This is a genomic window from Lelliottia sp. RWM.1, from assembly GCF_016859735.1.
GTDB lineage: Bacteria > Pseudomonadota > Gammaproteobacteria > Enterobacterales > Enterobacteriaceae > Enterobacter.
Genome location: NZ_WLVC01000014.1, coordinates 61,195 through 85,947 on the forward strand (window position 1 = coordinate 61,195; position 24,753 = coordinate 85,947).

Annotated in this window: 24 protein-coding genes and 1 riboswitch; of the genes, 8 read left to right on the top strand and 16 right to left on the bottom strand. The window is 54.8% G+C overall.

Annotated features, from left to right (window positions below; all coding sequences use genetic code 11):
• Positions 1–103: 103 nt before the first annotated feature.
• From GF617_RS12560 to GF617_RS12570, 3 genes are read left to right on the top strand one after another with little or no spacing between them, the layout of a single operon-like run.
• Positions 104–865 carry an endonuclease/exonuclease/phosphatase family protein gene (locus GF617_RS12560; RefSeq protein WP_203451790.1) on the top strand — a complete coding sequence of 254 codons (762 nt, stop codon included), beginning with the start codon at positions 104–106 and terminating at the stop codon, positions 863–865.
• Positions 862–2,103: a cardiolipin synthase ClsB gene (gene clsB / locus GF617_RS12565; RefSeq protein ID WP_181622749.1), complete on the top strand. Its 1,242-nt coding sequence runs from the start codon at positions 862–864 to the stop codon at positions 2,101–2,103. The genes GF617_RS12560 and clsB overlap by 4 nt, the downstream gene beginning before the upstream one ends.
• Positions 2,103–3,065, top strand: a complete 963-nt coding sequence (locus tag GF617_RS12570) for a lysylphosphatidylglycerol synthase domain-containing protein (RefSeq protein ID WP_203451791.1) — start codon at positions 2,103–2,105, stop codon at positions 3,063–3,065. The genes clsB and GF617_RS12570 overlap by 1 nt, the downstream gene beginning before the upstream one ends.
• Positions 3,066–3,122: 57 nt before the next feature.
• Here the strand turns inward: GF617_RS12570 and GF617_RS12575 are convergent, their stop codons facing one another.
• The 6 genes from GF617_RS12575 to moaA form a co-directional block, all read right to left on the bottom strand.
• A complete protein-coding gene (locus GF617_RS12575; protein WP_203451792.1) occupies positions 3,123–3,830 on the bottom strand; it encodes a Bax inhibitor-1/YccA family protein in 708 nt (235 codons plus the stop codon).
• A 58-nt stretch (positions 3,831–3,888) separates the two neighbouring features.
• Positions 3,889–4,341 carry a molybdopterin synthase catalytic subunit MoaE gene (gene moaE, locus GF617_RS12580; RefSeq protein ID WP_203451793.1) on the bottom strand — a complete coding sequence of 151 codons (453 nt, stop codon included), beginning with the start codon at positions 4,339–4,341 and terminating at the stop codon, positions 3,889–3,891.
• Between the two features lies 1 nt (position 4,342).
• Positions 4,343–4,588 carry a molybdopterin synthase sulfur carrier subunit gene (moaD, locus tag GF617_RS12585; protein WP_181622745.1) on the bottom strand — a complete coding sequence of 82 codons (246 nt, stop codon included), beginning with the start codon at positions 4,586–4,588 and terminating at the stop codon, positions 4,343–4,345.
• Positions 4,581–5,066, bottom strand: coding sequence for a cyclic pyranopterin monophosphate synthase MoaC (gene moaC, locus GF617_RS12590; RefSeq protein ID WP_181622744.1), 486 nt, complete (start codon positions 5,064–5,066; stop codon positions 4,581–4,583). The genes moaD and moaC overlap by 8 nt, the downstream gene beginning before the upstream one ends.
• A gap of 3 nt (positions 5,067–5,069) precedes the next feature.
• The gene (moaB, locus tag GF617_RS12595) at positions 5,070–5,582 is read right to left on the bottom strand and encodes a molybdenum cofactor biosynthesis protein B (protein ID WP_181622743.1); all 513 of its coding nucleotides are present in this window, start codon (positions 5,580–5,582) and stop codon (positions 5,070–5,072) included.
• A gap of 24 nt (positions 5,583–5,606) precedes the next feature.
• Entirely contained in the window at positions 5,607–6,596 is a 990-nt protein-coding gene (moaA, locus tag GF617_RS12600; protein ID WP_181622742.1) for a GTP 3',8-cyclase MoaA, read from the bottom strand.
• A riboswitch (molybdenum cofactor riboswitch) is annotated at positions 6,584–6,718 on the bottom strand. Its footprint overlaps the gene before it by 13 nt.
• 226 nt (positions 6,719–6,944) lie before the next feature.
• Between moaA and yvcK the strand changes: the two genes are divergently transcribed.
• Positions 6,945–7,853, top strand: coding sequence for a uridine diphosphate-N-acetylglucosamine-binding protein YvcK (gene yvcK / locus GF617_RS12605; protein ID WP_181622741.1), 909 nt, complete (start codon positions 6,945–6,947; stop codon positions 7,851–7,853).
• 86 nt (positions 7,854–7,939) lie between these two features.
• On the opposite strand, the gene uvrB is transcribed toward yvcK, so the two are convergent.
• A complete protein-coding gene (uvrB, locus tag GF617_RS12610; RefSeq protein ID WP_181622740.1) occupies positions 7,940–9,955 on the bottom strand; it encodes an excinuclease ABC subunit UvrB in 2,016 nt (671 codons plus the stop codon).
• 752 nt (positions 9,956–10,707) lie between these two features.
• On the opposite strand from uvrB, the gene GF617_RS12615 reads away from it, so the two are divergent.
• Positions 10,708–11,430, top strand: a complete 723-nt coding sequence (locus GF617_RS12615; protein WP_181622739.1) for an ABC transporter ATP-binding protein — start codon at positions 10,708–10,710, stop codon at positions 11,428–11,430.
• Here GF617_RS12615 and bioD read toward each other — a convergent pair.
• Genes bioD through bioB form a run of 4 tightly spaced genes read right to left on the bottom strand, consistent with a single transcriptional unit; the run spans position 11,393 to position 15,020 of the window.
• Positions 11,393–12,094: a dethiobiotin synthase gene (gene bioD / locus GF617_RS12620; protein WP_181622738.1), complete on the bottom strand. Its 702-nt coding sequence runs from the start codon at positions 12,092–12,094 to the stop codon at positions 11,393–11,395. The genes GF617_RS12615 and bioD overlap by 38 nt on opposite strands.
• The gene (bioC, locus tag GF617_RS12625) at positions 12,087–12,842 is read right to left on the bottom strand and encodes a malonyl-ACP O-methyltransferase BioC (RefSeq protein ID WP_181622737.1); all 756 of its coding nucleotides are present in this window, start codon (positions 12,840–12,842) and stop codon (positions 12,087–12,089) included. Before bioC ends, bioD begins: the two co-directional genes overlap by 8 nt.
• On the bottom strand, positions 12,826–13,983 hold the full coding sequence (bioF, locus tag GF617_RS12630) for an 8-amino-7-oxononanoate synthase (RefSeq protein WP_203451794.1): 1,158 nt from the start codon (positions 13,981–13,983) through the stop codon (positions 12,826–12,828). The genes bioC and bioF overlap by 17 nt, the downstream gene beginning before the upstream one ends.
• On the bottom strand, positions 13,980–15,020 hold the full coding sequence (gene bioB / locus GF617_RS12635; protein ID WP_181622735.1) for a biotin synthase BioB: 1,041 nt from the start codon (positions 15,018–15,020) through the stop codon (positions 13,980–13,982). Before bioB ends, bioF begins: the two co-directional genes overlap by 4 nt.
• Before the next feature lie 87 nt (positions 15,021–15,107).
• Here bioB and bioA point away from each other — a divergent pair, with 87 nt between their 5' ends.
• Together bioA and GF617_RS12645 are read left to right on the top strand one after the other, a co-directional pair.
• Positions 15,108–16,397, top strand: coding sequence for an adenosylmethionine--8-amino-7-oxononanoate transaminase (gene bioA / locus GF617_RS12640; protein WP_181622734.1), 1,290 nt, complete (start codon positions 15,108–15,110; stop codon positions 16,395–16,397).
• A gap of 70 nt (positions 16,398–16,467) precedes the next feature.
• On the top strand, positions 16,468–16,944 hold the full coding sequence (locus GF617_RS12645; protein WP_203451795.1) for a kinase inhibitor: 477 nt from the start codon (positions 16,468–16,470) through the stop codon (positions 16,942–16,944).
• A 54-nt stretch (positions 16,945–16,998) separates the two neighbouring features.
• On the opposite strand, the gene hutH is transcribed toward GF617_RS12645, so the two are convergent.
• From hutH to hutI, 5 genes are all read right to left on the bottom strand, one after another.
• On the bottom strand, positions 16,999–18,519 hold the full coding sequence (gene hutH / locus GF617_RS12650; RefSeq protein ID WP_203451796.1) for a histidine ammonia-lyase: 1,521 nt from the start codon (positions 18,517–18,519) through the stop codon (positions 16,999–17,001).
• Positions 18,519–20,204, bottom strand: a complete 1,686-nt coding sequence (gene hutU, locus GF617_RS12655; RefSeq protein WP_203451797.1) for a urocanate hydratase — start codon at positions 20,202–20,204, stop codon at positions 18,519–18,521. The genes hutH and hutU overlap by 1 nt, the downstream gene beginning before the upstream one ends.
• A 126-nt stretch (positions 20,205–20,330) precedes the next feature.
• On the bottom strand, positions 20,331–21,065 hold the full coding sequence (locus GF617_RS12660; RefSeq protein ID WP_203451798.1) for a histidine utilization repressor: 735 nt from the start codon (positions 21,063–21,065) through the stop codon (positions 20,331–20,333).
• A 21-nt stretch (positions 21,066–21,086) separates the two neighbouring features.
• The gene (hutG, locus tag GF617_RS12665) at positions 21,087–22,025 is read right to left on the bottom strand and encodes a formimidoylglutamase (RefSeq protein WP_203451799.1); all 939 of its coding nucleotides are present in this window, start codon (positions 22,023–22,025) and stop codon (positions 21,087–21,089) included.
• Positions 22,022–23,245, bottom strand: coding sequence for an imidazolonepropionase (gene hutI, locus GF617_RS12670; RefSeq protein ID WP_181623710.1), 1,224 nt, complete (start codon positions 23,243–23,245; stop codon positions 22,022–22,024). Before hutI ends, hutG begins: the two co-directional genes overlap by 4 nt.
• A 224-nt stretch (positions 23,246–23,469) precedes the next feature.
• On the opposite strand from hutI, the gene GF617_RS12675 reads away from it, so the two are divergent.
• Positions 23,470–24,753 (top strand): putative acyl-CoA thioester hydrolase, encoded by a 1,284-nt coding sequence (locus GF617_RS12675; RefSeq protein WP_203451800.1) that lies wholly within the window; start codon positions 23,470–23,472, stop codon positions 24,751–24,753.

Here is a 24,753-nt window from a genome sequence, read left to right on the forward strand (position 1 = left end):
CAATCAGACTACCGCACTTTACGGAAAATTCCGTAACACCGCATCTTTTTGTGACGCCGACTACACTTTATTTTCATCAGGATAGTGACGTTGGCAGGAGTTTATGATCCAAAAAAACCGGCATTTCTCGCTGAATGTGCTGACGATTAACACCCATAAAGGTTTCTCGGCATTTAACCGTCGTTTCATGTTACCCGAGCTACGCGACGCGATTCGAACCGTCAGCGCGGACATTGTCTGCCTGCAGGAAGTGATGGGATCGCATGACACCTACTCGCAGCAAATCAACAACTGGCCCAGCGTTCCGCATTACGAATTTCTGGCTGATTCCCTGTGGCACGATTATGCCTACGGACGCAACGCGGTCTACCCAGAAGGGCATCATGGCAATGCGGTGCTGTCACGTTTTCCCATTGAACATTACGAAAACCGGGATGTATCGATCGGGGAGAGTGAAAAGCGCGGGCTGCTTTACTGCCGCATCGCGCCACCGGATCTCGCGTTTCCCGTTCATGTTGGCTGCGTTCATCTCGGCCTGCGGGAAGCCCATCGCAAAGCGCAACTGCAGATGCTGGCGAACTGGACCAATACCCTGCCAGAGGGAGAGCCTGTGGTCATCGCGGGGGATTTTAACGACTGGCGGCAGCGTGCCAACCACCCGCTGAAAGTGAATGCCGGGCTGGAGGAGATTTTCACCCGTGCACATGGCCGACCGGCGCGCACCTTTCCGGTCCGCTACCCCCTGCTGCGTCTCGACCGAATCTACGTGAAAAACGCCCATGCCAGCGCCCCAAGGGCACTGACGTTACTCAACTGGCGTCATCTCTCCGACCACGCGCCTCTCAGTGCGGAGATCCATTTATGAACAGCTCATGGCGGGAAGGTAACAGCATCACGCTGCTGGAAAATGGCGATGAGTATTATCCGGCAGTGTTTGACGCCATTCACCGCGCACAACAGAAAGTGATCCTTGAAACCTTTATCTGGTTTGAAGACGAGGTGGGTAAACAGCTGCACAGCGTGCTGCTACGCGCCGCCCTGCGCGGTATCAAAATCGACGTCTTACTCGACGGCTATGGCTCGCCGGATCTCAGCGATGACTTCGTCAACGCACTCACGTCTGCTGGCGTGGTGTTCCGCTACTATGATCCCGCCCCGCGCCTTTTCGGGATGCGCACCAACCTCTTCCGTCGAATGCACCGCAAAATCGTGGTGGTTGATGAGGTCGTGGCGTTTGTCGGTGGTATTAACTATTCCGCCGAACATATGTCTGGTTACGGGCCGGAGGCCAAACAGGATTACGCCATTCGGATCGAAGGGCCCGTGGTTCAGGATATTTTACTGTTTGAGCTGGAAAATCTGCCGGGTAAAGAAGCGGTTCGCCGCTGGTGGAAACGCCGTCATCGCCCCGAAGAGAACCGGCACCCTGGTGAGGCACAGGCGCTCTTTGTCTGGCGCGATAACGGAGAACACAGGGACGATATCGAACGCCATTACCTTAAAATGCTGGCGAACGCGAAGCGCGAGGTGATTATCGCCAACGCCTACTTCTTCCCCGGTTATCGTCTGCTGCACGCCATGCGCAATGCCGCCAGGCGCGGTGTGCGTGTAAAGCTGATTGTCCAGGGCGAGCCGGATATGCCGATTGTCAAAGTGGGCGCGCGCCTGCTCTATAACTATCTGGTAAAAGGCGGCGTGCAGATATACGAATATCGCCGCCGGCCGCTGCATGGCAAGGTCGCCCTGATGGACGATCACTGGGCGACCGTCGGCTCAAGTAACCTTGACCCACTGAGCCTGTCACTCAATCTGGAAGCAAACCTGATCGTTCACGATCGCCAGTTCAACCAGACGCTACGCGATAACCTTCAGGGGCTGATCGCCAATGACTGCGTACGAGTGGATGAATCGATGGTTCCAAAACGCACCTGGTGGAATCTGGGTATTGGGGTGGTGGTGTTCCACTTTCTGCGCCATTTCCCGGCGATGGTGGGATGGCTGCCAGCCCATACGCCTGAGCTTGCGCTGGTCGATCCCCCGGCTCAGCCCGAAATGGAAACACAGGATCGTATTGAAGCGGAAGAAAGCGGAGGGAAAACCTGATGTCAAAATCCCATCCTCGCTGGAGGCTGGCAAAAAAAATCCTCACCGGATTATTCTTTCTGGCGGTCGCAGTATTACTGGTGATTTACGCGCAGAAAATTAGCTGGGAAGAGGTCTGGAAGGTTATCCGCAATTATAACCGCCTGACCCTCCTGAGTGCTGTTGGGTTGACGGTGCTAAGTTATCTTATTTACGGCTGCTATGACCTGCTGGGACGCGCTTACTGCGGTCATAAACTTGCAAAACGCCAGGTCATGCTGGTGTCCTTTATTTGTTATGCCTTTAACCTGACGCTGAGTACCTGGGTTGGCGGCATTGGCATGCGCTATCGTCTCTATTCACGTCTTGGACTGCCCGGCAGCACGATCACGCGCATTTTCTCGCTGAGCATTACCACCAACTGGCTGGGCTATATTCTGCTCGGCGGCGTGATTTTCACCGCAGGGATAGTTCAACTGCCAAAGCACTGGTATATCGATGAAGCCACGTTGCGAATCGCGGGCATAGTTCTGCTGTTGGTGATTGCAGCATATCTGTGGGCCAGCGCGTTTGCCAGACGCCGCCATATGACGATTAAGGGGCAAAAACTGGTGCTGCCGTCGTGGCGATTCGCCGTTATACAGATGGTCGTTTCCAGTGCCAACTGGATGGTGATGGGCGCCATCATCTGGTTATTGATGGGCGAAGAGGTGAACTATTTCTTTGTGCTCGGCGTGCTACTGGTGAGCAGTATCGCCGGTGTTATCGTGCATATCCCGGCCGGGATAGGTGTGCTGGAAGCGGTGTTTATTGCCCTTCTCGCCGGAGAGGAGATCTCCCATGGAACCATTATTGCCGCCCTGCTCGCTTACCGTGTGCTCTATTACTTTCTGCCCCTGGCGCTGGCGACGGTGTGTTATTTGATTCTGGAGAGTCGGGCGAAGACGTTGCGGGCAAAAAATCAGAAGGCGTTAGCGAAGTGATTTCCCCTCACCCCGGCCCTCTCCCATTGGGGAAAGGGTTAGGGTGAGAAGGAATGTTTAGCGACGGTTGCCCAAAATACGCAGCAACATCAGGAACAGGTTTATAAAGTCGAGATACAGGGTCAACGCGCCCAGAATGGAGTATTTGCGCAGCGTTGAACTGTCGCGTACATCGATCTGCTCACCAATATTTTTCAGTTTCTGCGTGTCGTACGCGGTTAATCCGACAAAAACAACCACCCCGATATAGGTCACCGCCCACATCAATGCTTCGCTCTTAAGCCACAGGTTGACCAGCGAGGCCAGCACAATCCCAATCAGCCCCATAAACAGCATGCTGCCGAAACCGCCCAGGTCACGTTTCGTGGTGTAGCCGTAAAGACTCATCGCGCCAAACATCCCACCGGTAACCACAAAGGTACTGGCGATGGAGGAGTAGGTATAGACCACGAAAATGCTGGAAAGCGTCAGCCCTGTCAGTGCCGAGTACAGCATGAACAATGTGGTTGCCATCCCCGCACTGAGCTTTTGCACCAGGCCAGAGAGCACAAACACCAGCGCGAGTTGTGCAATAATCAGACCAAAGAAGGTGATTTTGCTGGAGAAGATAAACATCATCAACTCAGGCGTATTTGCGGCATACCACGCGATAAACGCGGTGAGCAGCAAACCGACTGTCATCCAGCCGTAGACCTGAGCCATATACGTTTGCAGCCCGGTTCGGGACTGCTGAACAATAGAATCGGAACGCGGAAATCGGTCCATGATTCACTCCTGATTAAGTAGACACACACGTTAAGACTAACACATCCACATAAACCAGCTACCAACGGCCAGCGGCTTGTTTATCACTTTCTCGCGATTCAACCCAGCGGTCACCCTCTGGCGTCGCTTCACGTTTCCAGAACGGTTCTTTGGTTTTGAGGTAATCCATGATGAACTCCCCGGCAGCAAAAGCGCTGCTACGATGTGCACTGGTGACGCCGACAAAGACGATCTCCTCACCAGGCCACATTTCACCGATACGGTGGATAACCGTCACCCGTCCGAGCGGCCAGCGGCCACGCGCTTCGTCGACGATTTCAACCAGCGATTTTTCCGTCATACCAGGATAGTGTTCCAGCGTCAGTGCTTTCACGCTGTCACCCAGATTGTGGTTGCGCACTTTGCCGGTGAATGTTACCACTGCGCCATCTTCATCACGCTCCGCCAGCCAGCCATATTCTGCGCCAACGTCAAAGCGATCGTGACCTACCAGAATTCGCGTTTCTGCCATATCAGCCTCCGGTAACCGGTGGGAAGAAGGCAACCTCATCGCCCGCTTTCAGCGGATGATTAAAGTCCACCAGCGTCTGGTTAACTGCGGCCAGCAGTTTGCCCTCATCCAGCGCCAGCGCCCAGCGTTCGTCTTGTTGTGCGAGATGCGCACGCAACGCGGCCACGTTATCAAATGGGGTCTCGAGCATCAGGCTGTCGGTGCTGACTAACTCGCGCACCTGTGCAAAAAAGAGCACTTTAATCATTGCTGTCCACCCTAAAATCACCGGATTTGCCGCCGCTTTTCGCTAACAAACGGATCGGTCCAATCACCATGTCTTTTTGTACGGCTTTGCACATATCGTAAATAGTCAGTGCAGCCACGGACGCCGCCGTCAAGGCTTCCATCTCGACGCCCGTTTTTCCGGTTAGACGGCATAATGACTCAATGCGTACACGGTGGTGCTCAGGCTGGGCCTGCAGGTTCACCTCCACTTTGCTGAGCATCAGCGGATGACACAGTGGGATTAAATCCCAGGTGCGTTTCGCCGCCTGGATCCCGGCGATACGGGCAGTAGCAAACACATCACCTTTGTGGTGACTGCCCTCGATAATCATCGCCAGCGTTTCAGGTAGCATCGTAATGAACGCTTCAGCGCGTGCTTCGCGTACCGTTTCAGCCTTGGCAGAGACATCAACCATGTGGGCTTCGCCAGCAGCATTAATATGGGTCAGTTGCGACATAACTTATTTCTTTAGATGAGGATGAAAATTACACGGACGGGTTCGCGCATCGAGCTGCGGGGCAATAATGTTTTCCCAGGCAGTACGACACGCTTTGGTTGAGCCAGGCATCGCGAAAATCAACGTTTTGTTCGCCACACCGGCAACCGCGCGCGACTGCAGTGTGGATGTGCCGATCTCTTCAAAGGAGAGCATACGAAACACTTCGCCAAAACCTTCAACTTCGCGGTCAAACAACGGTAATAACGCTTCTGGTGTCTGATCTCCGGCGGTGAATCCGGTTCCGCCGGTGATCAATACCACCTGAACGTCATCGCTTGCGATCCACTGAGAGACCTGAGCGCGAATCGCGTAGCGGTTCTCTTTGACAATCGCTTTATCCGCGATGTGATGCCCGGCTTCGAGAGCGGCATCGCGCAGCCAGTGGCCGGAGGTGTCATCCTCTTCGCCACGGCGTTCAGAAACGGTAAGAATAGCAATGCGTGTCGGGATAAATTCTGCGCTTACCTGACTCATTTTCTGGTTCCTTCTTAAGCCTGATTACCCGCCAATGTATGACAGGTTCTGAGTAATTCCGGTGTTGCCCTGGTGCAGGAAGTGGGTCTGTTTTTTATGCGTCAGGGCAGCGGAAATGCGCGCTTCAAGTGCGGCTTGTTGAGCATCGTCTTCCAGCAAATCGCGTAAATCGACACCGCCATCACCGAACAAGCAGAGATGCAGCTTGCCCACAGACGAGACGCGAAGACGATTGCAGGTGGCACAGAAATCTTTCTCATACGGCATGATAAGGCCAATTTCACCTTCGTAATCCGGGTGACAAAAGACCTGCGCCGGTCCATCGCTGCGCTGGCGGATCTGATGGATCCAGCCGCGTTTTAGCAACGCGTCGCGAAGCACCATGCCGGAGATATGGTGGCGACGGAACAGATCGCTGCCCTCGCCGGTTTCCATCAGCTCAATAAAACGCAATTGAATACGGCGTGGTTTAATCCACGCCAGAAAGGTGTCCAGTTGATGATGGTTAACATCGCGCATCAAAACCGTATTGACTTTCACCTTGTCAAAACCTGCAGCAAAGGCAGCGTCAATACCGTCCATCACCTGTTGAAACTTGTCTTGTCCGGTAATGGCCTGAAACTGGCGGGCATCGAGGCTGTCGACGCTGACGTTAATGGCCGTCAGACCAGCATCGCGCCATTTTTCAGCGTCACGCGCCAGACGATAACCATTGGTGGTTACCGCAATTTGACGAATAGCAGCATTTTCGCGGACGGCGGCGATGATATCGGTAAAGTCCCGGCGTAGCGACGGCTCTCCACCGGTCAGGCGCACCTTTTCAGTACCAAGTTCAGAAAACGCGCGGGTCACGCGGCGCACTTCATCCACGGAGAGAAAGCCGTTATTGGTGACGCTGCCCGGTTTATAGCCGTCAGGCAGGCAATAGGTGCAACGGAAGTTGCACACATCGGTAATCGACAGACGTAAATAGAAGAACTTACGCGCGAAAGCATCAGTGAGTTGTGAAGCCATGTACACCTTTCCAGATACGGGAGGCACAGTCATTTCTTTCTGTACCCTGGTGGCGAAACCGCCACGGCCAGAGCGCCATATCTTTCGACACAGGCACAAAGGCTAGAGTGTATGTTTTCAAATTTGAAAACGTGGTTATGCCGATAGTAGCGCGGAAATTAGCTCTTCGCCATTCCCGTCATTCGCTATATAATTATATATATATCGGCATGATCGTGCACTTTCGCTACAGAATACGCAAAAACAGCACTTTCGCATTGATATACGTCATTTTGCATCGGGTGAGGCATCGTCTTTTAGGGGTAGTTAGGTTACTGTTACGCGGTTCGAACGTGATAAGGAATAGGTATGCGCAATCGCACTTTTGCGGATCTTGATCGTGTGGTCGCTCTCGGCGGAGGGCACGGCCTGGGGCGAGTAATGTCATCATTATCCTCGCTGGGTTCCAGGCTGACAGGGATTGTGACAACGACCGATAACGGAGGCTCTACAGGGCGGATCCGTCGCTCTGAAGGCGGTATCGCCTGGGGTGATATGCGTAATTGCCTGAACCAGTTAATTACGGAACCCAGCGTCGCTTCTGCGATGTTTGAGTACCGTTTTGGCGGTAACGGAGAGCTTTCCGGCCATAACCTCGGAAATCTGATGTTAAAGGCACTCGATCACCTGAGCGTGCGCCCACTTGAAGCTATCAATTTAATACGTAACCTGCTTAAAGTAGACGCTTTCCTGATACCAATGTCAGAGTATCCGGTTGATTTGATGGCAATCGATACAGAAGGCCATGAAGTTTATGGTGAAGTGAATATTGACCAGCTTACTCTCCCGCCCAAAGAGCTGATGACCTATCCCAGTGTACCCGCCACGCGCGAAGCTGTGGAGGCCATTGCCGAGGCGGATTTGATTCTGATTGGCCCAGGCAGTTTCTACACCAGCCTGATGCCGGGCCTGCTGGTGAAAGAGCTGGCGCAGGCCCTGCGCAGAACGCCTGCTCCCGTCGTGTACATTGGCAATTTGGGTCGCGAACTCAGCCCCGCCGCCGCCAGCCTGAAACTAGAGGATAAGCTCAGCCTGATGGAGCAGTATGTCGGGAAAAAGATTATCGACGCCGTTGTCGTTGGGCCGAAGACGGATGTCTCTGGCATTCAGGGGCGCGTGGTGGTTCAGGAGCCTCTGGAAGCGGACGACATTAAATATCGCCATGACCGCCACCTGCTGCGTGAGGCGCTGGAGAAGGCCATTCAGGCGCTGGGTTAGCGGTTTCAGCAAGTTGCTGTTAGTTGCCCACAGATGAGAGGGCAGGCAGGATGAATGGCAGCCACTGGCTGCCATTTTACTTTCACCTAGGATGCGGCGATAAACAGATCCCGCAATTGATGGAGCTGGTCGCGGATCTGCGCGGCTTCTTCGAATTCCAGATTCTGAGCGTGCTGCATCATCTGCCCTTCCAGTTCGTGAATTTTCTGCTGCAGAGCTTTTGGTGTCAGCACGACGGTATCTTCCTCAACCACTGAGCGAGACTTGCCACGACCTTTCGCTTTGGTTCTGGCAAGACCCTGGCCCAGCGCCAGAATATCCACGACCTTCTTGTTCAACCCTTGCGGAACAATGCCATTTGCTTCGTTGTACTGCTGTTGCTTCTCGCGACGGCGCTCGGTCTCACTGATGGCTTTTGCCATTGATGCCGTGATCTTATCGCCGTAAAGAATGGCTTTACCGTTGATATTACGCGCAGCACGACCAATGGTCTGAATAAGCGAACGTTCAGAGCGCAGGAATCCCTCTTTGTCGGCATCCAGTATTGCCACCAGCGACACTTCTGGCATGTCCAGGCCTTCTCGCAGAAGGTTAATCCCGACCAGCACGTCAAATTCGCCCAGACGCAAATCGCGGATGATCTCCATACGTTCGACCGTATCGATGTCCGAGTGAAGATACCGCACGCGCTCGCCGTGTTCCTCGAGATACTCAGTAAGATCTTCAGCCATACGTTTGGTTAACGTTGTCACCAGAACACGTTCATTGATGACCGCGCGCGCACGGATTTCAGACAAAAGATCGTCCACCTGCGTGGCGACCGGGCGCACTTCGATCACAGGATCAAGCAGACCGGTTGGACGCACCACCTGGTCAACCACTTCATCGCCGGATTTTTCCAGCTCATAGTTGCCTGGTGTTGCCGAGACATAGATAGTTTGCGGTGCAAGCGCTTCAAACTCTTCAAACTTCATTGGACGGTTATCAAGCGCCGACGGCAGGCGGAAACCGTACTCCACCAGCGTCTCTTTACGGGCGCGGTCACCCCTGTACATACCGCCAATTTGCGGAATGGTCACGTGCGATTCGTCAACAACCAGCAAGCCATCAGCCGGCAGGTAATCAAACAGTGTTGGCGGAGCTTCGCCTGGACCACGCCCCGAAAGATAACGGGAATAGTTTTCGATACCAGAGCAGTATCCCAGCTCATTCATCATCTCAAGGTCGAACTGGGTACGTTGACTCAGACGTTGCTCTTCAACCAGCTTATTGTTTGCCAGCAGCACTTTACGACGCTCGGCCAGCTCCACTTTGATCTCTTCCATGGCCTGCAAAATACGTTCACGCGGTGTGACGTAGTGCGTTTTCGGGTAAATGGTAAAACGCTGAATAACCGATTCAACATGGCCAGTCAGCGGATCAAAGAGCGACAAACGCTCGACCTCTTCATCGAACAGCTCAACGCGCAGCGCGAGATCATCAGATTCTGCCGGGAAGATGTCGATCACTTCACCGCGCACGCGGAACGTCCCGCGCTGGAACGCCTGATCGTTGCGGGCGTATTGCAGTTCCGTCAGGCGGCGTACAATCGCGCGCTGATCGATAATCATCCCCTGCGTAAGATGCAACATCATCTTCAGATAGAGGTCCGGGTCGCCCAGACCGTAAATAGCGGAGACGGAGGCCACAACGATGACATCACGCCGTTCGAGAAGCGCCTTGGTTGCCGAGAGGCGCATCTGCTCAATGTGTTCGTTCACCGACGCATCTTTCTCGATAAACGTGTCAGAGCTTGGGACATAGGCTTCTGGCTGGTAATAGTCATAGTACGAGACGAAATACTCTACCGCGTTCTCAGGGAAGAACTCTTTCATCTCGCCGTACAACTGCGCCGCCAGCGTTTTATTGGGCGCCAGCACCATTGTGGGGCGCTGCAAATCGGCAATCACGTTGGCGATGGTGAAGGTTTTACCCGAACCGGTCACGCCCAACAGCGTTTGATGTGCAAGCCCATCTTCCAGCCCCTCTTTCAGACGACGAATGGCGTCCGGCTGATCGCCAGAAGGACGAAAAACAGAATTCAATTTGAACGGTTTACTCATGGGCGACAACCTGATGACCTAATAAGCGGCAGGTGAGTAATTTTACTCGCTGTTGCCAGGATTGCCAGTAAAAAAGACTGGATGAAAAACCAGTAGCGTATCAGAATATTTAGATTAGCATCCGGGTGATTAGCGTAAACCCGGCTGAAATGTAGACTGTGACAAAATAAAACACCAGCGACCACCGGTTATCCCCAGAACTTTTCCTTTTTTAACATTTGTCAAGCCATGTAATGAAAGTTTTGTGGCAACGAGTGACAGTTTCATTACGGCAATTGCTTTTATCTAACCAATTAATTAATAAGCGATATTTCCTAAAGCCGTGTTTCGCACCAATTCAGGCGTAGGCCGCGTATTCTCTCGCTTATCGCGTGTTTTCTAACTCTAATACACATGGTTATCCACAGGAATAGTGGATAACTGCTTCCAGCCCGTACAGACCGCCACTCAGCAAATTCCCGGTTTTTCCCATCGGTGGGGTGACAAAAAATTTTTATCGCTATTTTTTGATGATAATCAGTTGAGTTAATCATAACGAACTGGTGAGATCTTACTCACAATTTCGCCATTCTGATGCCTGCACCACAACCCAACAGCCAGGCACTGCGACTGTGCAAGACGGCCACAATCTCCGCTCATCGCTGTGATGTATTCCTAAAAAAGTCTCTTTTTTAATCAACTTGCCGGATCTGGCAGGGGTTTTGCACATTCCCGTATGAGCCCCACCCACCGCGATAATTAAGGAGAGAAACATGTTGAGTCTGCGTGCAGTCAATCAGTTTTACGGAAACCAACATACGCTATGGAATGTTGATTTAGATCTCCCGCCAGGCCTGTGTACAGGGGTGATTGGCCTGCCGGGTATGGGCAAAACCACCCTGATGAACTGCATTACAGGGAATGTACCGGTTGAAAGCGGCACTATCATCTGGCATGAAGCGGGTGCTCCGCCGCGTGACCTGCTCGGCCCAGCCCCCGAGCAGCGCAACATGGTCGGAATTGGCTACGTCCCGCAGGATCGGCGGATTTTTTCACAACTGACCATTGAGGAAAATCTGCATATCGCCATGCGAGCAACCGGAAAGCCTGATCCTGTCGCCAAAAGTGAGGTCTATGACTTGTTTCCGCAGCTATACGCGTTGCGACAAACCCGTGCAACAGGACTCGCCCCTGACGACCAGTACCAGCTCGCACTCGCCAATGCGCTGGTGAGCCGCCCACGCGTCTTGATCCTCGATGAACCCATGCTGGGTGCGGGACACAGTTTTGCGCAAAAGCTCGGGCACTTGCTGGTGCGGTTAAATCGGGAGTTGGGGATGACCGTGTTGTTAGCAGAACAGCAGCTATCGTTTATCCGCCGGGTCGCAGATCGCTTTTGCGTGCTCTATCGTGGGCGTAACGTGGCTCAGGGCCACGTTAACGAGCTGGATGATGCGCTTATTGCGCACTGGATGACGCGGGATGCAAGACGCTGAGCTCCAGATAACGTCCGGTTTCAGCATGGTCAGCACCGTCCGCAAGCCACGGAATCTCTCCGAGGAACGGTGCGGGAAGAACCCGTTTAAGGGTGGTCAGATATGCCTGATGACGTTTGCCAGGGGCAACGACATCGTTGGCAATCCAGCCAGCCAGACGCAACCCCGCATGCTGAACGGCCTGTGCCGTCAGCATGGCGTGGTTGATACAACCCAGTTTTACGCCAACGACCAGGATAACCGGAAGCTGCTCGGTGCGCACCCAGTCGGCGAACGTCTGCGTTTCTGAAAGCGGAGTAAACCAGCCGCCAGCCCCTTCCACCAGTACCCAATCCGCCTGATTTTCCAGCGACTTTAACCCAGCAGATAATACAGCGAAATTGATGGGGCGTTGTTCGTCAGCGCTCACGATGTGCGGTGAGGTAGGTTCTTCAAAGGTATAGGGGTTTACGGCTTCGTAGGAAAGGGGGACGCTGCTGTTACGTTGCAATGCCAGCGCGTCGGTATTTCGCAAACCTTCTGGTGTCATCTCACTGCCAGAGGCCACCGGTTTATACCCCGCAGTGATATGTCCTGCCAGGCGAGCCGCCTGTAGCAACGCGGAACTGGCAACCGTTTTGCCCACTTCTGTATCTGTTCCGGTGACAAAATAACGTTCAGTCACGTTCGATAATCCCATGAAATAATTGATAAGAGAGCGGGAACTGACCCCGCTGTTGCGGCCAGGCCAACTCCAGCAGGCGTAACTGCCCACGAGTGAGCGCCTTTCGCTCGCGCCCGGCATGCAGATGCGTTGCACCAATGCCCTTCAGGGAACGCATCGCGGTGAGTGCATCGCTGAAGTTAAGCGTAATGGTCTGTACCCTACTGCGATAACGCCAGCCAGCCAGCGTCTGCACCACCTCGTGATGCGAGAGAAACCGGTTCGCATGCGGCTGTTCATCCACCGTTTTCCAGGCCTGATTTAACTCCGGTAACGCGCTTTCGAGTAACGTCGTAAAGGCCACTTTTCCGCCGGGTCTCGCCACCCGATACAATTCATGCAGCGCCTGCGGCAGGCTACTGCACCACTGAACGGCAAGGTGGCTCCAGACCAGGTCAAACTGCGCATCGGGTAATGGAATCGCCTCAATATCGGCAACCAGATAGCTTTCGGCAGATTGCTGTTCACGCGCCTCATCGAGCATCTTCTCAGAGAGATCCAGGGCCGTGACGTGGCTTCCCGTATCGCGCCAATAGCGGCTGTTCGCTCCCGGTCCGCAACCTGCATCCAGCACGTACGGGAAATGCCCCTCTCCCAGCGCGGTAAGTAACCCCTGCGCACTTTGCCGCTGAAGTTCATCGTGCCGGGAATAGCTCTGCGCTGCCCGGCCAAACGCCGCGGCGATAGCCTGCTTATTGACTGGCGACATGAAGCGCCTCCAGCAATGCATCGATATCTTCGGGTTCGTGCGATGCGGTAAGCGTCAGACGCAAACGCGCAGTCCCCTCAGGTACGGTTGGCGGCCGTATCGCCGTCACCCACATGCCTTTCTCGCGTAGCGACTGCGCCAGCCGCAATGCCCGACGGTTATCACCCACAATGACTGGCTGGATAGCGCTCAGGGAATCGGTTCGCTGAAACGGCAACGTAGTCAGCCCCTGACGGAATCGCTGAATATACGAGGTTAATTTCTCCCGGCGAGCCGTCCCTTCTTCGCTGCGGATCACCTTCAGCGAAGCCGAAAGTGCAACAGCCTGCGCGGGGGGCATGCTGGTGCTGTAAATCAGATGTCGCGCGAACTGCAGCTGATAATCGGCCACTGCTTCACTGCACAACACGGCAGCACCGCTGATGCCGAATCCTTTGCCAAAGGTGACGACCAGCAGCTCCGGTTTCACGCCCTGATGATGAGCGCTCCCGCGCCCTTCATCACCCATCACGCCAATACCGTGGGCATCATCCACCAGCATCCAGCAATTTTTCTTCTGTGCAATGGCGTGCAATTCCCCCAGAGGAGCACTGTCGCCATCCATGCTAAACACCCCCTCTGTCACCATGAGTTGCTGTCCGGTACAGGGCTTGTCCAGCAAGGCAGACAACTGCGGTGCATCGTTATGCGCAAAGCGACGCAACTGCGCCGGGCTAAGATTCGCAGCTTCCAGCAGTGAGGCGTGGCTTAAGCGGTCCGCCACAATCCGGTCGTCTTTTCCCATCAGAGCCGTGATGACCGCCTGATTGGCCGCAAAGCCAGAGATGAACAACAACGCGCGCGGGTAGCCTAGCCAGTCAGCAAGCTGTTCTTCCAGCGCCTGATGAGCCGTTGTATAGCCGCTAACATGCCCCGAACCGCCACTTCCCACACCATACCGCGCCGCCCCATCCTGCCAGGCGCGAACAATCTGTGGGTGCTGGCTCAGGCCGAGGTAATCGTTACTGGAAAAATTGCAGAAACGCAGGCCTTCACGGGAGAGAAAACGGCCTGCGCCGTTTTCCACTACCTTTCGCACGCGAAAAGCCTCGGCCGCCCGACGCCCCTCCAGGGCGATGTTTATCCTTTCGTGCCAGGTCATACGGCTGCCGCGTTATAGAACTGTTCGGTATCAGCGTTGAAAATCTGCTGTTCCAGTTGCTGCTGTTGCTCGTTATCCCCCGTCAGAACGTCGGTCTGGTGCGGGTTTAAGCCCAGTTTGCGGAACAGCTGAACATCTTTGTCCTCTTCCGGGTTTGGTGTGGTCAGCAGTTTGCAGCCGTAGAAAATGGAGTTTGCTCCCGCCATAAAGCACATGGCCTGAGTTTGTTCGCTCATCTGTTCACGGCCCGCCGAGAGGCGAACGAAAGAGGTCGGCATCATGATACGCGCCACGGCAATGGTGCGGATAAAATCAAACGCATCCACATCGTCGTTATCCGCCATTGGTGTGCCTTTCACTTTTACCAGCATGTTAATAGGCACGCTTTCCGGCGGAGTCGGCAGGTTCGCCAGCTGTAACAGCAGACCGGCACGATCTTTCACCGTTTCCCCTAAACCTACGATGCCACCAGAACAGACTTTGATCCCCGCATCACGCACTTTATCCAGCGTATCCAGACGCTCCTGGTAGGTACGGGTGGTAATAATGTTGCCGTAAAACTCAGGCGACGTGTCGAGGTTGTGGTTGTAATAATCCAGTCCTGCGGCAGACAGTCGCTGCGCCTGGTTTTCATTCAGCGTACCCAGCGTCATGCAGGCTTCCAGCCCCATCGCTTTCACGCCCTGGACCATCTGCTCCAGATACGGCATATCGCGATCGTGAGGGTTTTTCCACGCCGCCCCCATGCAAAAACGGGTGGACCCGGCATTTTTTGCCTTACGCGCAGAGTCGAGCACTTGCTCAACTTCCATCAGGCGTTCAGACTCCAGCCCGGTTTTATAGCGCGCGCTTTGCGGGCAATATTTGCAATCCTCCGGGCAAGCGCCGGTTTTAATCGACAGCAACGTACTGACCTGAACATGGCGAGGGTCAAAGTGCTGGCGGTGTACCTGTTGCGCTTCAAACATCAGTTCCAGGAACGGTTTATTGAATAATTCAGTAACTTGCGACATCGTCCAGCGTGCGTGGTGAGCCATTGGGCTTCTCCAAAGGGTTTTGTTAATTTTCGGTTCGGTTTATACTCGTAAACCTAAAACTTTTCAAAATGGTTTACAAGTCTGATTATGACCCAGGACGATCTCGCCTTCGACAAACTGCATATCTGGCATCCTTACACGTCAACGACAACTCCCCTGCCCGTTTACCCGGTGGCATCAGCCCATGGGTGCGAGCTACACCTTGCCAGTGGTGAGCCGCTGGTAGATGGCATGTCTTCCTGGTGGGCAGCGATCCACGGCTACAACCACCCGCGTCTCAATGCGGCGATGAAAACGCAAATTGACCAGATGTCGCATGTGATGTTTGGCGGGATCACACACCAGCCAGCCATTGACCTTTGTCGTCGTCTGGTCGCCATGACGCCAGCATCGCTGGAATGTGTTTTCCTTGCTGACTCCGGTTCAGTGGCTGTGGAAGTGGCGATGAAAATGGCGCTGCAGTACTGGCATGCAAAAGGCGAATCGCGCCAGCGTTTTCTCACCTTCCGCAACGGGTATCACGGTGACACCTTCGGCGCGATGTCGGTCTGCGATCCTGAAAACTCCATGCACAGCCTGTGGAAAGGCTATCTGCCGGAAAACCTGTTTGCCCCCGCGCCGCAAAGCCGTTTCGACGGAGAATGGGACGAGTCAGACATGGTTGGCTTCGCTCGCCTGATGGCAGCCCATCGCCATGAGATTGCCGCAGTGATCCTGGAGCCTGTTGTCCAGGGTGCAGGGGGAATGCGGATGTATCACCCGGAATGGCTCAAACGTATCCGCAAAATGTGCGATCGCGAGGGCATTTTGCTGATTGCCGATGAGATCGCGACCGGTTTTGGCCGTACCGGAAAGCTGTTCGCCTGCGAACATGCGGGTATTGCGCCGGATATTTTGTGCCTCGGCAAAGCGCTGACGGGTGGCACGATGACGCTCTCTGCCACGCTGACCACGCGACATGTTGCCGATACCATCAGCGATGGCGAAGCCGGTTGCTTCATGCATGGCCCGACGTTTATGGGCAACCCGCTGGCTTGCGCAGTGGCAAATGAAAGCCTTGCGATTCTGGAAAGTGGCGAATGGCAACACCAGGTCACCGCCATTGAAACGCAGCTCAGGCAAGAACTGAGCGCCGCTGCAGGCGCTCAGTTTGTGGCGGACGTGCGCGTGCTGGGCGCTATTGGCGTGATAGAGACAACACATCCGGTGAATATGGCGGTGCTGCAACGTTTCTTTGTTGAACACGGTGTGTGGGTTCGCCCGTTTGGCAAACTGATTTATCTGATGCCGCCATACGTCATCACAGAGGCACAGTTACGCAAGCTGACCACTGCCGTTGTTGCAGCCGTTAACATTCCCGCACATTTTGCGATTTAACCCAATGCGTTAGCTTCGGTACTCTGTTTATGCATTACACTTTTTGCACGACTCAGTACGGAGAAAACGAATGAAACTCACCAGTCAGGATCTGCGTGACGGCGAGAAATTGCCGGAGCGCCACGTATTTAACGGGATGGGGTATCACGGGGATAATCTCTCCCCTCATCTGGCATGGGATGATATTCCTGCGGGAACCAAAAGCTTTGTCGTGACCGTCTATGATCCGGATGCCCCAACAGGCTCCGGCTGGTGGCACTGGCTTGTGGCGAATCTGCCTGCAGAGACCCGCGAACTGCCACAGGGTTCAGGCTCCGGTCTGGTTGCTTTGCCTGAGGGCGCTATCCAGACGCGTACCGATTTTGGGAAAGCGGGCTACGGTGGCGCAGCGCCGCCGAAAGGGGAAACACACCGTTATATCTTCACGGTGCATGCCCTGGATGTGGACAAGATTGAGGTGGATGACAGGGCGAGTGGCGCAATGGTGGGCTTTAACGTGCACTTCCATTCGCTGGGTAGCGCGTCGCTAACGGCGATGTATTCATAACCGGACAGCCTGACGCCCTCACCCTGCCCTCTTGCGCGGGATGAGGGCAACATATCACAGCACTGAAGGCAACAACCCAACCAGGCTCCCCTTCTCAAGGAGAGCCATCGCCTTATCAATATCCGGTGCGAAGAAGCGATCGTCATCATAATGTGACACCTGCTCGCGAAGCGTATGACGTGCCTGTTCCAGCAGTGGACTGGACTTCAGTCCTTCACGCAGATCAACCCCCTGACTCGCCGCCAGCCATTCAACGGCCAGGACACCGCGCGTATTTGACGCCATTTCCCACAGACGACGCCCGGCAGCAGGCGCCATGGAGACATGATCTTCCTGGTTTGCCGACGTAGGCAGGCTATCCACACTGTGCGGATGAGACAGCGCTTTGTTTTCACTTGCCAGTGCTGCGGCTGTGACCTGGGCAATCATAAAGCCCGAGTTCACTCCACCGTTGCGCACCAGGAAAGGCGGCAACTGGGACATATGTTTATCCATCATCAGTGCGATACGACGTTCAGATAGCGCCCCCACTTCCGCAATCGCCAGGGCGATATTGTCCGCCGCCATGGCGACCGGCTCCGCGTGGAAGTTTCCGCCGGAAACCACTTCGTTTTCTTGTGCAAACACCAGTGGGTTATCAGACACCGCGTTCGCTTCCACCAGCAGCACTTCTGCCGCCTGGCGCAACTGCGTCAGGCAAGCGCCCATCACTTGCGGCTGACAACGCAGCGAATACGGATCTTGCACCTTATCGCAGTTATGGTGAGAGTCGGCTATATCACTGCTGTCAGTCAGCAGATGGCGATACATTGCGGCGGCATCAATTTGCCCACGCTGGCCGCGCACTTCATGAATGCGCGCATCAAACGGACGACGCGAACCCAGCACCGCTTCCGTGGTCAGCGCGCCGCAGACCACTGCAGAGGCGAACAGATCTTCAGCTTCAAAAAGACCACGCAGCGCAAACGCCGTAGACGCCTGCGTGCCGTTAAGCAACGCCAGCCCCTCTTTCGCAGCCAGCGTAATCGGCGATAACCCGGCTTTTTTCAGCGCCTCTTTTGCAGGCAGCCATTCCCCTTGCCAGCGTGCTTGACCTTCACCAAGCAGAAGTAAAGACATATGCGCCAGCGGGGCTAAATCACCCGATGCGCCGACAGAACCTTTCGCCGGGATCCACGGATAAACCTGCGCATTCACCAGTGCCATCAACGCCTGAATCACACTCAGGCGAATGCCGGAGAAACCGCGCGCCAGACTGTTGATTTTGAGTACCATCATCAGGCGCACAATCTCATCATCCAGAGGCTGGCACACGCCCGCGGCATGTGACAGCACCAGTGAGCGTTGTAAATTCTCCAGATCGTGGGTCGCAATGCGGGTCTGCGCCAGCAGGCCAAAACCGGTGTTGATCCCGTATGCCGTGCGCCCCTCGGCAACAATGGCCTCAACGCAGGCAACGCTAGCGTTAATCGCCGCGTGCGCGCGTTCATCAAGCGTAAGTGTGACAGGCTGGCGCCATGCGCTACGCAGCTGTTTCAGCGACAGTGAACCGGGGGTGAGTGTTAACGTGTTCATCAATGCTTTCCTTGTGTGGCAGGGATCATCGGCAGGTTAAGTCCCTGCTCTTTCGCACAATCAATAGCAATCTCGTAACCCGCATCCGCATGGCGCATTACGCCAGTGGCTGGGTCGTTATGCAGCACGCGAGCGATACGTGCAGCGGCTTCATCCGTACCGTCACAGACAATGACCATTCCCGAATGTTGCGAGAAGCCCATCCCAACCCCGCCGCCGTGATGCAAGGAGACCCAGGTAGCGCCGCTGGCGGTATTCAGTAAGGCATTAAGGAGCGGCCAGTCAGACACTGCGTCAGAACCGTCACGCATGGCTTCGGTTTCACGGTTCGGGCTGGCAACAGAGCCAGAATCCAGGTGGTCACGCCCGATCACAATCGGGGCAGACACTGCACCGCTCCGCACCATCTCGTTAAAGGCGAGACCCAGTTTCTGACGCCACTCTAGTCCGACCCAGCAGATCCGGGCTGGTAAGCCCTGGAAGTTGATGCGTTCACGAGCCATATCCAGCCAGTGATGAAGGTGTTCATCGTCAGCGACAATCTCTTTCACTTTCGCGTCTGTTTTGTAGATATCGTTCGGGTCGCCGGAGAGCGCAACCCAGCGGAACGGGCCAATGCCGCGACAGAACAGCGGGCGAATATAGGCCGGAACAAAACCGGGGAAATCAAACGCGTTGGCCACGCCCATCTCTTTCGCCATCTGGCGGATGTTGTTGCCATAGTCGAAGGTGGGAATGCCCATTTGACTGAAAGCCAGCATTGCACTGACGTGTTCTGCCATTGAGCGTTTGGCGGCAAGTACCGTTCCTTCCGGGTCGCGTTCTGATTGCTGCTGGTAGGTTTCCCAGGACCAGCCTTTTGGCAAATAGCCATGTAACGGGTCGTGCGCGCTGGTCTGGTCGGTCACTAAATCCGGGCGAACACCTCTCGCAACCAGTTCCGGGACCACATCAGCGGCATTGCCGCACAGGGCAATAGAGACAGCTTTACCTTCGGCCGTATATTTTTGAATACGCGCCAGCGCGTCATCAACGTTTTCGGCCTGCTCATCCACGTAACGGGTACGCAGACGGAAATCAATACGGCTTTGCTGGCACTCGATATTCAGTGAACAGGCTCCGGCAAGCGTTGCGGCCAGCGGCTGCGCGCCGCCCATACCGCCGAGTCCGGCCGTTAGCACCCAGCGTCCTTTCAGCGAACCGTTATAGTGCTGACGACCCGCTTCAACAAAGGTTTCGTATGTGCCCTGCACAATCCCCTGGCTACCAATATAGATCCAGCTTCCCGCCGTCATCTGGCCATACATCGCCAGCCCTTTCGCATCAAGCTCGTTAAAGTGTTCCCAGGTTGCCCAGTGCGGGACGAGGTTTGAGTTGGCAATCAACACCCGTGGTGCATTTTTATGGGTTTTAAAGACGCCTACCGGTTTACCTGATTGCACCAGCAGAGTTTCGTCATGTTCAAGGTTGGTAAGGGATTCGACAATGGCGTCATAGCACTCCCAGTTACGCGCGGCACGACCAATCCCGCCATAAACCACCAGCTCATGAGGATTTTCGGCGACGTCGGGATCAAGGTTGTTCATCAACATGCGCAGTGGTGCTTCGGTGAGCCAGCTTTTCGCAGTAAGCGTTGTTCCACGCGGGGCGCGGATCTCCTGCTGGCGGTATTTACCTGACGACATTGTGTGCTCCTCACAGGGATAGAAGATACAAACAGATATACTTGTATAGACAAGCACACACAAGATCGTTTTTAACAAAAAAGATACAATTTTATTATATTGCGTCAGCTATCACGCTTTTAATGCTTATGACATAAAGTGGCCCTGTAGCCGGTAACGGTTGCCCGGAAACAGCAGTTTCGCATGTGACACAATCTGTGAAGATGACCAGGTACGACGGCGGATTAGCAGGCAAGGCTCGTGCTCTTTAATGCGCAAAAGTTCGCACTCTTGCGGCGTCGCCCGCACCGCCTCAACAATGTGTTCCCCTTCCGTCAGCGGTGCAACCCGCGACAGGTAAGCATGCGGCGTGGTCTGTGTGTAATCCTGAGCAAGATACTCCGGCACGCGCTCCGCGTTCACGCAACGATCTTCAATCTGTACCGGAATATCATTTTCAAAGTGCACCATCACCGAATGAAAGATCCGCGTGCCCTCTTTGACATTCAACTCCACCGCCTGCTCCGCGCTGGCCGGTGTCTCTTCCAGCACCCGCACCTCACAATGATGCTGGTGATGCCGGGCGGCAATCTCATCTGCGATGCTACGGATTTCAAACAGAGCCGACTGCCCTTTCGGCTCTGCCACAAAGGTTCCGACCCCTTGCAGACGAACCAGCAACCCTTCATCGGTCAGTTCACGCAGCGCCCGGTTAATGGTCATCCGGCTAAAACCAAACTGTGCCACCAGCTCAGCTTCTGAGGGAATACGGTCATGAGGACGCCAGACGCCCGTCGCGATCTTTTCGCTTATCGCCTGCTTCACCTTTTCATAAAAGGGGGCGGGCGGGCTGGATTGTGGCTCAGGTGAGCGTGAAAACATCGTAACTCCTTAATGTTATTTTTATGCCCACCAGTGAGCGATTTGCCAGGCCAGTCGGGCAGCCAGTCTGGCTCCCTGACCATCCCGGTCATACTGCGGATTAAATTCGACTAAATCGGCTGCCTGCAATTTTCCACTGCGGCAGATGCACTCTATTACGGGCAACAATTCACGGGCAGAAATACCTAATGCCGCGGGCGCCGAGACCGCAGGCATCTCTTCTGCCGGTAATACATCCAGATCAATCGTCAGATAGATGCGATCCGCCTGCGCCAGAACCTTTTCCAGCGAGGATAACGCATCCTGACTGAAACGAAGATCTTCAACCAGCGTCACATTCAGACGAGCCGCTTCGTCCCAAAGCGCTTCGGTATTTGCCGCACGGCTGACACCCAGGCAAGCATACTGAAATTCACGCGACTGCGCGGCACAATAGCGCGCAAGCTGGCGAAACGGTGTCCCGGAGGTCGACCTGTCAGCATTACGTAGATCCAGATGAGCATCCAGGTTAACGATTGCCACACGTTCATTCGCAAAGGCATCCAGCACGCCACGACCATGCGCCCAGGCAGTCTCATGTCCACCGCCCAGCACCAGCGTGCGCATACCTGACTTCTGGCAAGCCAGGACTGCATCACTTAGCGCCTGCTGAGCAGCTTCAAGCGCTTCGCCTTCAACATAAATCGATCCCATATCCCACAGGCGATCGTGCCCCTGGTGACTTGCCATATTTGCCAGTGCGCTACGCAGAACATCCGGCGCGAGTGCAGCGCCGGGTCTGCCGTGGTTGCGTCTTACGCCCTCATCACACGCAAACCCTATCAGCGCGATGCCTGACGCACCTGGCGTAAAGTGTTCACACTGACGCACCGTCTGGAAAAGGCGCAGCGCATTGCTGGCCTCCGCGCGGTCATCGCGCCCCTGCCAGACTGATGCTGAAACGGGCTGCCATAACGTCATATCCCTTCTCCCCGAAAAATGCGTTGGTACAGCGGGTTGCGTCCCGGCTCGTACACCATTTCCACCGGATGGTGTGCATCCCAGACGCTAAAATCAGCAACATATCCGGCTTTTAGCTGCCCATGCGTTTCACTTCGGCCCAGAGCATGCGCCGCATGACGGGTCACGCCAGCCCACGCCTCTTCCGGCGTCAGGCCAAACTGGACACAGGCCATATTCATCGCCAGATGGAGGCTGGCAAACGGGCTGGTTCCGGGGTTGTAATCCGTCGCGACGGCAATGGAAACCCCCGCTTTTCTGAGCTGTTCAACCGGCGGGCGCTGTCGCTCCTGCAGAAAATAGAACGCTCCTGGTAATAACACTGCAACCGTGCCGCTATGCGCCATCGCCTGAACACCGGCATCATCAAGATATTCAATATGATCGGCTGACAGCCCGTGATAGCGGCTGACGAGGGCCGCGCCCCCCAGATTAGAGAGTTGCTCCACATGTCCCTTTACGGGAATGCCCAGAGCCGAGGCGGCCTTAAAGACCCTCTCAGTCTGCAACAGCGTGAACCCTACGTTTTCGCAGAACACATCCACCGCGTCGAACAACCCTTTTTCCCACAACGCGGGCATGATCTGTTCGCAAACCCGCGTGAGGTAGGCATCCGGATCGTGGCGGTATTCTTTCGGTACGGCATGGGCCGCAAGCAGGGTTGGGCTAATCTCGACAGGGTTGTTCACCGCAAGCTGACGCGCCACCTGAAGCATTTTCTCTTCCGTTTCGGCGTTCAGGCCATATCCCGACTTGATTTCAACCGTCGTTACGCCTTCAGCCATCAGACGTTGCAGACGCTGCTGTGCCAGCTGGAGTAAGGTTTCTGGTGCGCTGTTGCGGGTCGCCGTTACCGTGGCATTGATCCCACCGCCCTGAGCGCTAATCGTTTGATAGGAGACACCATTTAAACGCTGTTCCCATTCCGCCGCACGATCACCGCCAAAGACCAGGTGGGTGTGACAGTCGATAAGCCCGGGCGTCACCAGACGTCCCTGCAAATCAACAGACTTGCCATGCCAGGACGGAATATCAGACTCAGCCAGCACGGCCTGTATCCTGTTGCCTCGCACCACGAGCGCAGCATGTTCCATCAAACCATAAGGCGCAGGATGACCAGGATCCATTGTCGCCAGTCGCGCATTACGCCATATCACATCGTCGGGATGAAGCTGCTGCATGGGGTTTTCACTTGTCATGGGTTGTATAGACATTTATTTTCATCTGCTTGCCTCTGTCAACTGCCTTTACGGAAAATGTTATTTATTTGTGATGACTTTCCCGCATCAGACAGGTGAAAAATAGAACTTTTTACCTTTTCATCTTCCTGTTTCGCTCAACTTAGTATAAAAAAGCAGGCTATTTCGATTATCCCGTTAAGACTTGCATACTCAGGAGCTTTACCTTGAACATTTCCAGGATTTCCCGTCTGGCGCTGGCCCTCGCCTTTGGCGTGACGTTGTCTGCATGCAGCTCTACGCCACCGGATCAGAAGCCATCTGAGCAGGTTGCACCAGGCGCAGCATCTCGCCCGATCCTGTCTGCTGACGAAGCAAAGAACTTCAATCAGGCACACTACTTCTCGGCGATGGACCCAAATGCCGCCCCGTGGACACCATCCTCTATTCGTCTGCCTAAGCAGCCTGATTTCGTTGTTGGGCCAGCGGGTACGCAGGGCGTGACACATACCACTATCCAGGCCGCAGTTGACGCAGCGATTACCAAACACAGCGCGTCACGTCAGTACATCGCTATCCTGCCTGGTGAATACGAAGGTACGGTTTACGTTCCAGCGGCCCCTGGCAGCATTACGTTGTACGGCATGGGCGAAAAAGCGCTCGACGTAAAAATTGGTCTGGCGATCGATTCTGAAATCGACAGCAATACCTGGCGTCGCCTGGTAAATCCAGCCGGTAAATACATGCCGGGCAAACCAGCCTGGTATATGTTTGATAACTGCCAGAGCAAACGCAGCGCGACCGTCGGTGTACTGTGCTCTGCCGTGTTCTGGTCACAGAACAACGGTCTGCAGTTGCAGAATCTGACTATCCAAAACACCCTGGGTGACAGCGTCGATGCCGGAAACCACCAGGCTGTAGCCCTGCGTAGCGATGGCGATCAGGTACAGATTAATAACGTGAACATTCTGGGTCGCCAGAATACCTTCTTCGTGACTAACAGCGGCGTGCAGAACACCCTGCAAAACAACCGTCTGACGCGTACCCAGGTCACCAATAGCTATATTGAAGGGGATGTGGATCTCGTGTCCGGCCGTGGCGCAGTGGTCTTTGATAACACCGATTTCCGCGTAGTGAATTCCCGCACCCAGCAGGAAGGCTACGTGTTTGCGCCAGCCACACAGTCTAACCTCTATTATGGCTTCCTGGCCGTGAACAGCCGCTTTACCGCTTCCGGCGACGGTGTTGCACAGTTGGGCCGCTCGCTGGACGTTGATTCCACAACAAACGGGCAGGTTGTGATCCGTGACAGCGTCATCAACGAAGGCTTCAACATGGCGAAACCATGGGCTGATGCTGCCATTTCCAAACGTCCTTATTCCGGCAACACCGGAGTCGTGGATGACAAAGGCAACGTGCAGCGCAACCTGAACGACGCTAACTTCAACCGCATGTGGGAATACAACAACCGCGGTCTGGGTAGCAAAGTGGTTGCTGAACCGAAGCAATAA

What these genes read in the sequence shown, in the direction of transcription:
- GF617_RS12560 (WP_203451790.1), top strand. Translation starts at nt 104, where the DNA reads ATGATCCAAAAAAACCGGCATTTCTCGCTGAATGTGCTGACGATTAAC.
- clsB (WP_181622749.1), top strand. Translation starts at nt 862, where the DNA reads ATGAACAGCTCATGGCGGGAAGGTAACAGCATCACGCTGCTGGAAAAT.
- GF617_RS12570 (WP_203451791.1), top strand. Translation starts at nt 2,103, where the DNA reads ATGTCAAAATCCCATCCTCGCTGGAGGCTGGCAAAAAAAATCCTCACC.
- GF617_RS12575 (WP_203451792.1), bottom strand. Translation starts at nt 3,830, where the DNA reads ATGGACCGATTTCCGCGTTCCGATTCTATTGTTCAGCAGTCCCGAACC.
- moaE (WP_203451793.1), bottom strand. Translation starts at nt 4,341, where the DNA reads ATGGCAGAAACGCGAATTCTGGTAGGTCACGATCGCTTTGACGTTGGC.
- moaD (WP_181622745.1), bottom strand. Translation starts at nt 4,588, where the DNA reads ATGATTAAAGTGCTCTTTTTTGCACAGGTGCGCGAGTTAGTCAGCACC.
- moaC (WP_181622744.1), bottom strand. Translation starts at nt 5,066, where the DNA reads ATGTCGCAACTGACCCATATTAATGCTGCTGGCGAAGCCCACATGGTT.
- moaB (WP_181622743.1), bottom strand. Translation starts at nt 5,582, where the DNA reads ATGAGTCAGGTAAGCGCAGAATTTATCCCGACACGCATTGCTATTCTT.
- moaA (WP_181622742.1), bottom strand. Translation starts at nt 6,596, where the DNA reads ATGGCTTCACAACTCACTGATGCTTTCGCGCGTAAGTTCTTCTATTTA.
- yvcK (WP_181622741.1), top strand. Translation starts at nt 6,945, where the DNA reads ATGCGCAATCGCACTTTTGCGGATCTTGATCGTGTGGTCGCTCTCGGC.
- uvrB (WP_181622740.1), bottom strand. Translation starts at nt 9,955, where the DNA reads ATGAGTAAACCGTTCAAATTGAATTCTGTTTTTCGTCCTTCTGGCGAT.
- GF617_RS12615 (WP_181622739.1), top strand. Translation starts at nt 10,708, where the DNA reads ATGTTGAGTCTGCGTGCAGTCAATCAGTTTTACGGAAACCAACATACG.
- bioC (WP_181622737.1), bottom strand. Translation starts at nt 12,842, where the DNA reads ATGTCGCCAGTCAATAAGCAGGCTATCGCCGCGGCGTTTGGCCGGGCA.
- bioF (WP_203451794.1), bottom strand. Translation starts at nt 13,983, where the DNA reads ATGACCTGGCACGAAAGGATAAACATCGCCCTGGAGGGGCGTCGGGCG.
- bioB (WP_181622735.1), bottom strand. Translation starts at nt 15,020, where the DNA reads ATGGCTCACCACGCACGCTGGACGATGTCGCAAGTTACTGAATTATTC.
- bioA (WP_181622734.1), top strand. Translation starts at nt 15,108, where the DNA reads ATGACCCAGGACGATCTCGCCTTCGACAAACTGCATATCTGGCATCCT.
- GF617_RS12645 (WP_203451795.1), top strand. Translation starts at nt 16,468, where the DNA reads ATGAAACTCACCAGTCAGGATCTGCGTGACGGCGAGAAATTGCCGGAG.
- hutH (WP_203451796.1), bottom strand. Translation starts at nt 18,519, where the DNA reads ATGAACACGTTAACACTCACCCCCGGTTCACTGTCGCTGAAACAGCTG.
- hutU (WP_203451797.1), bottom strand. Translation starts at nt 20,204, where the DNA reads ATGTCGTCAGGTAAATACCGCCAGCAGGAGATCCGCGCCCCGCGTGGA.
- GF617_RS12660 (WP_203451798.1), bottom strand. Translation starts at nt 21,065, where the DNA reads ATGTTTTCACGCTCACCTGAGCCACAATCCAGCCCGCCCGCCCCCTTT.
- hutG (WP_203451799.1), bottom strand. Translation starts at nt 22,025, where the DNA reads ATGACGTTATGGCAGCCCGTTTCAGCATCAGTCTGGCAGGGGCGCGAT.
- hutI (WP_181623710.1), bottom strand. Translation starts at nt 23,245, where the DNA reads ATGCAGCAGCTTCATCCCGACGATGTGATATGGCGTAATGCGCGACTG.